The 12,585-nt window shown below is 66.8% G+C and carries 10 protein-coding genes; 8 read left to right on the top strand and 2 right to left on the bottom strand.

Features of this window, described 5'->3' with window-relative positions; translation table 11 throughout:
• Positions 1 to 61 precede the first annotated feature (61 nt).
• Together CSQ95_RS02090 and CSQ95_RS02085 are read right to left on the bottom strand one after the other, a co-directional pair.
• Entirely contained in the window at positions 62 to 418 is a 357-nt protein-coding gene (locus CSQ95_RS02090) for a hypothetical protein (RefSeq protein ID WP_099408279.1), read from the bottom strand.
• A gap of 97 nt (positions 419 to 515) precedes the next feature.
• Complete coding sequence (locus tag CSQ95_RS02085) at positions 516 to 2,966, bottom strand: membrane-bound PQQ-dependent dehydrogenase, glucose/quinate/shikimate family (protein ID WP_099408278.1); 2,451 nt, start codon at positions 2,964 to 2,966, stop codon at positions 516 to 518.
• A gap of 312 nt (positions 2,967 to 3,278) precedes the next feature.
• Between CSQ95_RS02085 and CSQ95_RS02080 the strand changes: the two genes are divergently transcribed.
• The 8 genes from CSQ95_RS02080 to CSQ95_RS02045 all read left to right on the top strand — a co-directional run.
• Complete coding sequence (locus tag CSQ95_RS02080) at positions 3,279 to 4,958, top strand: methyl-accepting chemotaxis protein (protein ID WP_099408277.1); 1,680 nt, start codon at positions 3,279 to 3,281, stop codon at positions 4,956 to 4,958.
• 53 nt (positions 4,959 to 5,011) lie between these two features.
• Entirely contained in the window at positions 5,012 to 5,638 is a 627-nt protein-coding gene (locus tag CSQ95_RS02075) for a hypothetical protein (protein WP_099408276.1), read from the top strand.
• Positions 5,635 to 6,549, top strand: a complete 915-nt coding sequence (locus CSQ95_RS02070) for an HDOD domain-containing protein (RefSeq protein WP_099408275.1) — start codon at positions 5,635 to 5,637, stop codon at positions 6,547 to 6,549. The genes CSQ95_RS02075 and CSQ95_RS02070 overlap by 4 nt, the downstream gene beginning before the upstream one ends.
• A gap of 74 nt (positions 6,550 to 6,623) precedes the next feature.
• The gene (locus tag CSQ95_RS02065; protein ID WP_070288176.1) at positions 6,624 to 7,250 is read left to right on the top strand and encodes a response regulator; all 627 of its coding nucleotides are present in this window, start codon (positions 6,624 to 6,626) and stop codon (positions 7,248 to 7,250) included.
• Between the two features lie 45 nt (positions 7,251 to 7,295).
• Positions 7,296 to 7,658 carry an Hpt domain-containing protein gene (locus tag CSQ95_RS02060; RefSeq protein WP_070223602.1) on the top strand — a complete coding sequence of 121 codons (363 nt, stop codon included), beginning with the start codon at positions 7,296 to 7,298 and terminating at the stop codon, positions 7,656 to 7,658.
• Positions 7,655 to 9,880 carry a hybrid sensor histidine kinase/response regulator gene (locus CSQ95_RS02055; RefSeq protein WP_099408274.1) on the top strand — a complete coding sequence of 742 codons (2,226 nt, stop codon included), beginning with the start codon at positions 7,655 to 7,657 and terminating at the stop codon, positions 9,878 to 9,880. The genes CSQ95_RS02060 and CSQ95_RS02055 overlap by 4 nt, the downstream gene beginning before the upstream one ends.
• Positions 9,881 to 10,033: 153 nt before the next feature.
• Entirely contained in the window at positions 10,034 to 11,731 is a 1,698-nt protein-coding gene (locus CSQ95_RS02050; protein ID WP_257217915.1) for an ATP-binding protein, read from the top strand.
• A 48-nt stretch (positions 11,732 to 11,779) separates the two neighbouring features.
• The coding region (locus CSQ95_RS02045) for a cache domain-containing protein (RefSeq protein WP_373631113.1) at positions 11,780 to 12,585 on the top strand (806 nt) is incomplete at its 3' end.

Here is a 12,585-nt window from a genome sequence, read left to right as displayed (position 1 = left end):
GGACGTTGCCGCAACAAGTTTGCGGCAACGCCGTGCAAGCGTCAGCAGTGCCGGCGGCTCGCTATGCGGGCCGGCAAGCCGACGCGCGTAGATGGCTGCCCAGTCTGGCACCGAAGAACACCAGCAGCGCAAATGCAGCCAGCAGGGGCAGTGCCAGCAAGGCAAAGCCGTAAGTAACCAACACCACCGGGAGCCATAAGATCAACAGGCCGGCGAAGGTCGCCATGCCGATGGTGCGATGTTGCGGACGCTGGATAAAAAAACCCTGGCAAACGCCGATGACCAATCCGCATGCAGCGATGGCCAATGCATTCACCATGCCTGGGAAATTCTCAAAGCTCGTGTAGACGAGAAATACCGCAAGAAAGCTCAGGACGGCACTGAGCGCCCCGATCAATCCCGTCCTGTCTGTACTCATGGGTGCCTTTCCAATAAAACCAATGTAAGTGGCCGCGTGCCGCCATGCGCAATTTCATGCGGCACCATCCACAGAATGGCGCCGCAGCGTCCATGCGCTATTTTGCTTTCCCCGCCTCCTTCACCGCCTCATCCGGCAAGGCAAACGCCACCAGGCTGTCGCCCATCTTCGTGCCCAGCGAACCGTGGCCGCCGGCCATCACCACCACGTACTGCTTGCCCGTCTTGTCGGAGACATAACTCATCGGCGTGGCCTGGCCGCCGGCCGGCAAGCGGGCTTTCCATACGGTTTTGCCGTTGCGCACGTCGTAGCCGCGGATGAAGTAGTCGAGCGTGCTGCTGAGGAAAGCCACGCCGCCGCCCGTCGTGCTCATGCCGCCCAGGCTCGGTACGCCCAGCGGCAAGGCGATGGGCACGGGGGCGCTGTCGCGCGTAGTGCCGTTCTTGTGCATCCACACTTTTTTCATGGTGCGCAAGTCGACGGCGGCAATATAACCCCACGGCGGCGCCTGGCACGGGAAGCCCAGCGGCGACAGGAAGGGCTTGATTTCCACGGCAAACGGCACGCCCGTCTGCGGCTGCAAACCCATTTCCGTGCCCGTGCCGCCCGGCGCATTGGCTTGCGCGCGCGGCACCAGGCGCTCCAGGAAGCCCATGTAATCGGGATTGACCAGCAGCAGCTGGCGCACGGGATCGACGGCCGCCCCGCCCCACTCGAAGATGCCCAGCGGGCCAGGCGAAATGATGGCGCCCTTGATCTTGCCTTCGGCCACCGTTTGCGGCGTGAACGGCCCTTCATAGCGGTGCTGGCGGAAGATGATGCGGCACGCCAGCTGGTCGAACGGCGTCGTGCCCCACATATCCGTTTCGCTGATGTGCTTCTCGGGCAGGAACGTCAATGCCGAGAACGGCTGCGTGGGCGACAGCTTGTCGCCAGGGGCCGCGTTGGCCGTCGGCACGGGTTTTTCCGGCGCCGGCACGACCAGGCTGCCGTCGCGCCGGTCGATCACGTAGATATCGCCCCGCTTGGTGGTCGCCACCACGGACGGCACCTTGCCTTTCGGCGTGTCGATGTCGACCAGCGTAGGCTGGCCGCCGATATCCATGTCCCAGATATCGTGGTGCACGGTCTGGTAGACCCAGCGTACTTTCCCGGTGGCAAGATCGAGCGCGACGATGGCGCTATTGTATTTCTCGCCATTCGGATTGCGGTTGCCGCCCCACGTGTCGGGCGTTTCATTGCCCATCGGGATGTACACCATGCCCAGCTTTTCATCGACGCTGGAGACGCCCCAGGAATTGGGCGAGTTGTTCGTATAGGTTTTTCCATCGGCAATCGGCGCCGTGTCGTCGGGGTTCGAGGCATCCCAGTTCCACATCAGCTTGCCGGTGACGGGATCGTAGCCGCGGATCACGCCCGACGGTTCTTCCGTGGAAAAATTGTCGGTCACGCTGGCGGCCATCACCACCACGTTTTGCGCCACGGCCGGCGGCGAGGTCGGCATCAAAAAGCCCCGCTTCTTCATGCCCATGCCGTGGTACAGGCCGATCACGCCGTTTTCGCCAAAGCTTTTGCACGCTGCGCCCGTATCGGCATTGACGGCGATCAAGGTCGCATCCATGGTGGGCGCGAAGATGCGGCGCGGACACTCCATGCCGGCCGCCTCGGGCGCAGGGTCGCCCTTGGCGCGGCCCGCGTTGACGTCCCAATAGGCGACGCCGCGGCAGATCATGTGCTGGTAGCTGGACGCGTCGCGGTTGATCTTCGGATCGTGGCGCCAGATCTCCTTGCCCGTGTCCGGATCGAGCGCGATGACGATGTTATGCGGCGTGCACAGGTACAGCATGCCGTTCACTTTCAGCGGCGTGACTTCGTTGGCGATCTCGCCCGGGTCGTTCGGCCCCTTGAAGTCGCCCGTGTGGTACACCCACGCCTGTTTCAGCTGCGCAGCGTTGGCCGGCGTGATCTGCGCGGCCGGCGCATAGCGGTCGCCATAGCCGGAGCGGCCGTACGCGGCCCAGTCGTTGGGCGCCACGCCCGGCGCGAAATCGCCTTGCGGCGCGGCCGCCATGTTCTCGGCCGGCACTTCGCCGTGCAGGGTGTAGTAATCCTGGAACAGCGAGAACACGCCCACGGCGGCCGTCAGCACCACGGCGGCGGCCAGCGCGCTCCTGCCCGCGTCGCGCGGTTTCGCCCCGGCCGTCAATGGCGGATCAAGGCGGCGGTCGACGAACGGCAGCAGCAGCCAGACGGCGGCGGCGAACCAGATATCGAGGCGCGGCAGCAATTGCCACCAGTCGAACTTCACTTCGATGACGGACCAGACCAGGGTGGCGAACAGCAGCAGGGCCAGGAAAAGCTGGGCGCTGCGCCGCCCCTTCCACACGAGCGCGCCCGCGATCAGCATGCCGATGCCGGCCACCACGTAATACCAGGAACCGCCGAGGCTGACGAGCCAGACGCCGCCGCCAACGAGCGCCAGGCCCAGCAGGATGAAGATGACTGCAGTGAATACTAACAAGGGTCCAGGCCGGGCAGAGGCAGTCATGATGCTCCTTTACAAGAGTCAGTCGGCGGCACGCGCCTGCGCACCGTATTTGATGGCAATCAAGCAAATCCCATTTTTTCACTAATCGACAAAGCGTGCCACACGCGAGAACGCGCGCCGCGTGCCGTGTGGCTTTTTATACACGGGCTGACCGTCGAGCCAACCACAGCAGTACGATTTTGATGAAAATCATTGAATAAAATAGATTAACAACAAATTTCTCGAATAAAACGAATTTTTATCGTAGAATGAGAAAAACAGCGAAACCAACCACTTTTTCTTGCATTTCACTTCACTGGAGCGGCGCCCATCATGACCATCGCTAAACGGCTGTACGCATTGATTCTTTCCGTCGTCCTCGGACTGGCCGCCCTGGCGGGTTTTGGCATCTACCAGATGGACCGCGTGTACACGGCGGCCAGCTATGCCACCGTCAACACGGTGCCCAGCCTGCTGACCTTGAACCAGGCTTTCGTGCCGTTCGCACAGATGCGCACGGCCGTCTGGCAGCACATGGCCAGCAAGGATGCGGCCGGGCGCGACAAGCTCGAAGCGGGCATCAGGGAAGCGCGCGCGGCGGTGGGCAAGGCGCTCGACCAGTATGAAAAAGACGATGTCACCGACGAGCAGGACCGCGCGCTGCTGGCCGCCGACCGTGCCGTGCTGGCGCGCTACGACACGGTGCGCGACAAGGTGCTGGCGCTGTCGAAGGCGGGCGAACTGGACGCGGCACGCGACTTGCTGATGGAAAACCAGCCCATCATCAAGGAACTGGTCGACGCCCTCGCCGCCCACCACCGCTACAACGAAAACGTGTCCGCCAAGGGCGCAGCCGATGGCGCCGCCGCCGCTGCCAGCGCGCGCTGGATTTCCATCGGCCTGGCCCTGGCCGTGACGGCGCTGGTGGCCGGCATGGGCCTGCTGCTGGCGCGGCGCATCGCCGCCTCGCTGGCCGGCGCCATCGACGTGGCCCGCACCATCGCGGGCGGTGACCTCAGCGTGCAAGTGAACACCTCGTCAAACGACGAGGTGGGCCAGCTGATGAAGGCCATGGCGGACATGAGCGCGAGCCTGGTACGCATCGTGGCCGAAGTGCGTTCCGGCACGGACAGCATCAGCACGGCGTCGGGCCAGATCGCGGCCGGCAACCTGGACCTGTCGGCGCGCACGGAGCAGCAGGCCGGCTCGCTGGAAGAAACCGCCTCGGCCATGGAAGAACTGACGGCCACCGTGCGGCAAAACGCGGACAACGCCCGCCAGGCCAAGCAAATGGCCGTCAGCGCCTCGGACAAGGCGCAGCGGGGCGGAGCAGTCATGGACGACGTGATACGCACCATGGAAGCGATCGACAGCTCGTCCAACAAGATCGCCGACATCATCAGCGTCATCGACGGCATCGCCTTCCAGACCAATATCCTGGCCCTGAATGCGGCCGTGGAAGCGGCACGCGCCGGGGAACAGGGGCGCGGCTTTGCCGTCGTGGCCACGGAAGTGCGCAACCTGGCGCACCGTTCGGCGGCCGCCGCCAAGGAAATCAAGGTACTGATCGGCGACTCCGTGGAACAGGTCGAACAAGGCGGCAAGCTGGTGCAGCAGGCCGGCGCCGCCATGACGGAAGTGGTCGACACGGTACGCGGCGTGACCGACATCGTCAGCGAAATCTCGGCCGCCAGCGCGGAACAAAGCACGGGCATCGAGGAAATCAACCGCGCCGTCACGCAGATGGATGAAGTCACGCAGCAGAATGCGGCCCTGGTCGAGGAAGCGGCGGCCGCATCGCAGTCGCTGCAGGAGCAGGCGGCCAGGCTGGCTGGCGTGGTGGGCGCCTTCAAGCTGGCGCCTGCCCAGGCCGGCGCGGCGCCGCAAGCACACGCCGCCCGGCGGCCCGCACAGCACAAGGCGGCGCTCAAACTGGTCGCCACGCGCCCCGCAGGCCAGGCCAGAGCCGCGGCACCGGCCACCGCCGATGCGGGCGACTGGGACGTCTTTTAGGTCCGCCATCACGCAGCATCACTTGCCTAGATAGCATTCATTGGAGCACAGTCATGAACACCCTCTTCGCCATCCCCCCCTTCCTTCGCTGCGAAGACCTGTCGCTGATGCGCACGGCGCTGGCCCTGGCCGGCCTGGTGTTGCTGCTGGCCGCCCTGCTCTGGCGCCGTACCCGCGGGCGCCAGGCCGGCTGCACGGCACCGGCCGATCTGCATGCACTGTTGCAGATGCGCAAGGCGGCCCCGCCGGCCAAGGTGGCCAACAGCGCACCGCCGCCAGCGCCCAGGGCGCCGGACACGCCGCCGTTCGACGCGGCCCGCCTGGACGCCATGTTCGGCTACGACCGGCGCCTGCAGGGCGAGATTCTGGCCCTGTTCGTGGCCGAGACGCGCGACCGCCTGGCCGGCATCGCCCATGCGCTGCGCTGCGAACGGACCGCGCCGGCGCGCGTGCTGGCGCAGGAAATCCTCGACGGCAGCCAGTCCATGGGCCTGCTCCCGCTGCAGGCGCTGGCGCGCCAGGCCGTGCACGCGGGCTTTTCCAACGATATCGGCGCGCTGCGCCGCCTGCATGCGGAACTGCTGATGGCGCTCGACGCGCTGTCGCAGGCCGTCACGGTCCTGCAGACGGCGGGCGCGGCGCAAGCCGATGACCGCAGCGGCGTCGGGAGCCGGCCATGAGCGCGCATATCGACCTGGCGCACCTGTCCGGCGGCGCCATCCTGCCTTCACCCGCCGGGCGGTGCCACTGGCTGGCAAACTTGTGCGAGCAGCAGGTATCGCTCGATGAGCTGGCGGAACAACTGGGCTGCGATCCCGCCCTGACGGGCAAGGTCATCGGCCTGGCGAATGCGGGCGTGCCGCCGGGCGAGCGCACGCATGCGGCGGTCAGCGCGGCGATGCTGGCCGCCATTGGCCTGCCCGCCCTGCGCCAGGCGTTCGCCGCACCGGCCCTGCCGGCGGCCACGTGCGCGCACTTCGACGCGCAGCGCTACTGGTCGCACGCGCTGGCCATGGCGTGCGCGGCCCGCGTGGCCGGCGATGCGCTGCAGCTGGCGCCGGCCGATGAGCTGTACAGTTGCGGCTTGCTGGCCAACTGCGGCCAGCTGGCCCTGGCCACCTGGCATCCGCAGGAATATGGAGAACTGCTGGGCCAGTACGGCAATGGCGCCAGGGCCCGGCTGCTGTGCGCGGAGTCGCAGCGCTTCGGCCGCCACCAGCTGGCGTTGTCGGCCATGCTCATGCGGGGCTGGGGCATGCCGGACATCCTGTGCGATGCCGTGCGCTGCCATGCCGCGCCGCCCGGCTTCGGGCAGGCCGGGCACATGACGGACCTGGCCTGGCTGCTGAAGCTGGCCAGCGGCTTCGCCGACCTGATATTGCGCAACGGCGCGGGGCCGCGCGGGCCGGTCCTGGCCGCCGCGCGGGTACTGGGCCTGGACAGAAACGACATGGAAACCCTGCTGCGCCACAGCAGCGCCGAGTGCAGCGAGCGGCGCGATCTCCTGGAACCGCAGACGCATATTGCCCCCTGCCGCACGCGCACGCGAGTCCGGCCCGCCGCACGCGAAGTTTTTAGTGAATTCATATAATTCGTTGAAATTGATTTTTTGAGCCCGATTGCGTATCATTCCCTTCAACTACATCCGTGACCATAAAGCCCATCATGCACACTGCAGACGTTTGCACTACCCAAAAGGCCGCAGAAATCCTCGGCATCTCGGTCACCTCGGTGCAACAACTGGTCGAGGCCGGCGTGATCGAAGCCTGGAAGACCAAGGGCGGCCACCGGCGCATTCCCCTCGCGGCCGTCGAGGCCTACAAGGGCAATCCCGGCCAGCCGGGCCAGGACCAGCGCGCGGCACGGGCCAACCGCCCCGTCCCATCGGGCCGTCCACCGTCCATCCTCGTGATCGAGGACAATCCCATCGAACGCGCGCTGTATGAAAAACAGATCGGTTCATGGGGCTTGCAGGCGGACTTGCGCTTTTGCGAGAACGGCTACCAGGCGCTGATGGAAATCGCCCGCGACCAGCCCGACATCCTGCTGGCCGACATCGTCATGGAAGGCATCGACGGCTACGAAGTGATTCGTACCATCCTGGCCGACCCGCTGCTGGCGGACATGCACATCGCCATGCTGTCGAGCCTGACGCAGGAAGAGCTGGAAGAACGGGGCGGCGTGCCACCCGGCGTGGTGTTCTTTGCCAAGCCCGTCAATTACGACGAACTGCGCGGCTATCTGCGCGCCTGCTGCGCCGGCCATGCGCGGCGCAACAGCCTGGCCGCCTAGCGCGTCACCTTCCCGCCACCGCTTTCCCCTCGCCACGGAGCCGCCATGCCAGCCTATCGCCACATCGATCCTGCCGTGCTGTTCCACGCCACCGGCCACGACCTGGAGATGTTCCGCGCCCTGTCGCAGACCTACCTCGACACGTCGCCGGCCATGTTTGCGCGCGTCGAGCAGGCCGTGCGCGGCGGTGCGGCGCAAGCCATCGTGCATAGCTGCCATACCTTGCGCGGCACCGTGGCCCTGCTGGGGGCCAGCGCCCTGGTGGCGCGCCTGGCGGCACTCGAGCAGCTGGTGCGCCATCAAGGTGCGGCGGCAGCGGACTGGCTGACCGAAACGGCGGCGCTGCTCGGCGCGGTGGAGCAGGAGGTTCGCCGCAGCATGCTTGAATACACGGGCGCGCAGGAATGAACGCGCGCCAGGCCGTCCTGCGCCTGGTGCACCGCTACCGGCCGCGCACCATGACGACCGTCGTGGGCCTGGTGCTGGTGGGCCTGCTGGCGCTGCGCATCGCCGTCTCCGGCGTGCTGCTGCACCGCGAAGCCGTCGATGACTGGAAACAGGACCTGTCGAACCTGTCGCTGCTGCTGGCGGAAAACACGGCGCAGAGCATGACGGCGGCCCGTTTGGTGCTCGACAGCGTCAGCAACGAGATCGAGGCCGCCGCCCCCGCGGACGCGCAGGCGCTGGCCGCCGCCGTCGGTACCCAGGCCATGCACCAGACGCTGCGGCACAAGATCGGCGGCGTGCCGCAAGTGGACGTCGTATCGATCGTCGGCAGCGACGCCAGCGTGCTGGCCTTCAGCCGCGCCTTTCCCGCGCCGACCATCCGCCTCGGCGAGCGCGATTACTTCGAGTATCACCGGCGCCACCCGAACGGCGGCATGCACGTCAGCGCGCCCGTGCAAAACAAGGGCAATGGCGCCTGGACCTTCTATATCAGCCGGCGCATCAGCGGACCGGACGGCCGCTTCCTGGGCGTGGTGCTGGTCGGCCTGTCATGCGACTTCTTCAGCAAATTCTTCCAGAGCACCAGCATCGGCGAACACACGGCCTTTTCCCTGTACCGCAGCGACTACACGCTGCTGGCCCGCTGGCCGGCCGTGCCCGAGATGATGGGCAAGCGCAACCTGACGGGCAGCACCTACCGCCTGCTGGAACAGGGCAAGAGCGATGGCGTGCTGCAGGTGGACACGCCGCGCGCGGCCGACCAGGGACGCACGGTCGACCGCCTGGCCGGCATCCGGCTGGTGCGCGACTATCCGCTGGCCGTCAACGTGACCGTCACGGACGCGGTGTATCTGGCGGGCTGGCGGCGCATGCTGCGCACCATGGGCGGGGCGGCCGTGGTCAGCCTGCTCGTGCTGGCCGGTGCCATCGCGCTGATCCTGGCCCTGCTGCGGCGCCAGGAGCGCGACGCGGCCATGGCGCTGGCGCTGCAAACGCGCGCGGAAGCGGCGAATGCCGCCAAGTCGCGCTTCCTGGCCGTCATGAGCCACGAGATCCGCACGCCGATGGCCGGCATCGCCGGCATGGCCGAACTGCTGCAGGACACCGCGCTCGATGCGTCGCAACGGCAGCATGCGCAGCGCATCGGCGATGGCGTGCAGCACCTGATGCGCATCCTGAACGATATCCTCGACCTGTCCAAGGTCGAGGCAGGCCAGATGGGCATCGAGCTGCGCGACTTCGACCCGCGCCTGCTGCTCGACGACGTGCTGGCGCTGCACCGCCCGCAGGCCGACGCCAGACAGCTGTTGCTGGTCAGCGAAATCGGCAACAGCGTGCCGCCGCTGATCTGCTCGGACCGCACGCGCCTCGCGCAAATCCTCGGCAACCTGCTCAGCAATGCCATCAAGTTCACGCCCTCCGGCACGGTGACCGTGCGCCTGCACCTGGAACCGGCCACGCCGGACGGCGCCAGCGCCTGCCTCGTCGCCATGGTCAGCGACCACGGCATCGGCATGACGGGGCAGCAGCTGAGCCGCATCTTCGAGCCGTTTTGCCAGGCCGACGACAGCATCAGCGGCGCCTATGGCGGCACGGGGCTGGGCCTGACCATCTGCAAGCACCTGGTGGCGCTGCTGGGCGGCGAGATTTTCTGCAGCAGCGCGCCCGGCGCCGGTTCCCGCTTCACCGTGCGCATCCCCTGCATGCCGGCCCAGGCGCCGGAGCCGGAGCCGGAGACAGCCGCGCCATCGGAATCCGCAGCCGCCTGCGCGCCCGTTCCCGCATCGGAAGGGGGCGCGCGCATCCTGCTGGTCGAGGATACGGCACTGAACCGGCAGCTGGTGTGCCTGCAGCTGGGCGCGCGCGGCTACCGCATCGACACGGCGGAAAACGGCGAGCTGGGCTTGCAGGCGCTGACCGAGCAGCAGTACGACCTGGTCCTGATGGACTGCATGATGCCCGTCATGGACGGCTACCAGGCGTGCCGGGCCCTGCGCGCCCGCGAAGCGGCCAGCGCCGCGCCGCGCCTGCCCGTCATCGCCCTCACGGCCGGCGTCACCGAGGACGACCGGCAGCGCTGCATGGCGGCCGGCATGGACGATTATCTGTCCAAGCCGTTTACGGCCGCCCAGCTGCGCGAAATGGTCGACCACTGGCTGACGCGCCAGGCGGCGATACGCTAGCCGCCCGGGCCGGCCCGTAAAACAACACTTTTCCTCGCAAAATCATTTTAATCGTTAAAATCAATTATATTCGCTATAATTGATAAATCGACGCGCCAGCGACGCCGGGCATCCTCGCACAACGGCACAACTGGCGGACCTTGCGGAGGCGGCATGCGGCAGCACAGATACTGGAAGGCCATGGCCTGGGAGCGTTGGGAGCGCTGGGATACGCGCACCCTGCTGTCGCTCTTCATGGCGGTGCTGCTGGCGGGCTTGTGGGGCATCACCATGCTGCAGCTGCGGCACGCCTACGACGCCGCCGTCGCCGGCGCCGGGCGCGATGCGCGCAGCATGGCGCGCGTCTTCGACGAGCATGCGATCCGCACGATCGAGGCGGCGGATCAGGCGGTCACGTATTTGCGCAGCCGCTACCAGGCGCTGGGCAGCCGCCTCGACATCGTGGCCGATCTGCGGCAAGGCCTCAATCCCGGCCCCCTGTACAACCTGTTTACCATCGTCGACGAACAGGGCGACATGGTGCTGTCGAGCCGCTCTTTCCAGCCCACCAACCTGGCCGACCGAGAGCACATCCGGGTACACATGCAGCGCGACAGCGGCGAACTGTATATCAGCAAGCCGGTGCTGGGCCGCGTGTCGAAAAAATGGTCGATCCAGATGACGCGCCGCATCAACCATGCCGATGGCCGCTTCAAGGGCGTGGTGGTGGTCTCGATGGACCCGTATTACTTTACCCGCCTGTACGACGAAGTCGGCCTGGGCGACAACAGCTCCACCGAACTGGTCGGCAACGACGGCGTGGTGCGCGCGCGCCGGGTCGGCGCCGTCGACACCATCGGCCAGGATATCGGCGGCAGCAAGGTATTTTCTCTGATGCAAGGTAAAACGCGGGGCGGCTTCACCGAACGCAGTCCCGTCGACGGCGTCCTGCGCTTTTACGCGTTCGAAAAACTGGCCGGCTACCCGCTGTACATGCTGGTCGGGCTGGACCGCGACACGGTATTGGCCGACTACGTCTCGCGCCGCGACCAGGCCTTGCTGATGGCGGCCATCACGAGCGCGCTGATCGTGCTGTCGTGGGCCGCGCTGGTGCTGCTGATCGGCCGCCTGGTCGACAGCCGCGCCAAGGCCATCGCCGCCAGCGAGGCCAAGTCGCGCTTCCTGTCGAACATGTCGCATGAATTGCGCACGCCCCTCAACGGCATCCTCGGCTTTTCCGAGCTGCTGCTGGAACAGCTGCGCCAGCCGGAACAGGCCGCCTACGCGCAAACGATACAGGACAGCGGCCGCCAGTTGCTGGCCATGGTCGAGGCGGCGATGGAATTGAGCGCGCTCGAACAAGACCAGGTAAGGCTGGAGTCCAGCGCCGCGCCATTGGAGCAGCTGCTGGAACTGGCGCTGGCGCCGCACCGGCCGCGCGCGGCCCACAAGGGCTTGCAGCTGGCCGCGCACGTGGCGCCCGCCACGCCGCCGAGCATCGATTGCGACCGCGTGCGCCTCGTGCGCGTGCTCGATATCCTGCTCGATAACGCCATCCGCTACACGGCTGCGGGGCGGGTCGACGTGCACGTCATGCACAGCGGCGCGGACCTGCAGATCGAGGTGCGCGATACGGGCATCGGCATCGCGCAAGCGCAGCAGGGCGTCATCTTCGACAAATTCTCGCAGACGGACGACTCGCCGAGCCGCGCCCATGACGGCGCAGGCATGGGCCTGGCCATCGCACGCCAGCTCGCCGTGCTGATGGGCGGCAGCATCGGCGTGGCATCCGCGCCGGGCCAGGGCGCCGTCTTCCGCCTGCACCTGCCCCTGTCCCTTGGGGGCAAATTGGCCACACTATCACATGCATAGTTGTGCGCAAAAGTTGTTCTCAATCCATATCGGGTATAGCATCGCCACATGACTTATCACACAGATGCGGCGGCGGTGCGCAGACAATGGATCGAATGGCTGTTCTTGCTCCTCGGGCTGCTCATCGTCGCTGCCGCCCTCGCCTATGCGCATCTGGCCGAGGCGACGCGCCATGACGCGGCCGAACGCGAGCGCCTGAGCGTTCTGACGGCGCTGCTGGCAAAAAATATCGAAGTCGACCTGGAGGCAACCAACCTGGTGCTGGGCGGCGTGATCCGCGACTATCTTGCAGCCGGCACGGCACCGGACGCCGGGCAAGCGCTGCCCCGGCGCCTGGCCGCGCTGGTCGACGCCATGCCTGGCGTGCGCACCATGCTGGTCATCGATGCGCAAGGCAAGCCGGTCGCCACCAACATCGCGGAACTGGCGGACCAGGATTTTTCGCGCCGCGGCTACTTCCAGACGGCGCGCGACGCCCCCGATGCGCGCATGCTGTACATCTCGGCGCCCTTCCATACCTTCAAGGGCGACCTGGTCATCACGGCGTCGCGCATGGTGCAGGACAAGCAAGGCCGCTTTGCCGGCGTGGTGGTGGCCACCTTCGCCCCCGAATACTTCACGGCCAAGTTCCGCACCGCCATGTACGCGCCCGACGTCTGGGCCGTGGTCCTGCATGGCGACGGCCGGCAGTTCCTGAATTACCCGGCCAGGACTGCCAATGGCGCCAATATGGACGTCCCCGGCAGCTTCCTGCGGCGCTTTCGCGACAGCGGCTATCAGGCGGGCGTCCTGAGCGGCGTCGACATTGCCGGCGCCCCCGCCGCCCCCCGCGTCATGTCCATGGCGACCATCGC

This window comes from Janthinobacterium sp. BJB304, assembly GCF_002735765.1.
Classification (GTDB): Bacteria; Pseudomonadota; Gammaproteobacteria; order Burkholderiales; family Burkholderiaceae_D; genus Janthinobacterium.
This window is presented reverse-complemented; position numbering and strand designations above follow the sequence as displayed.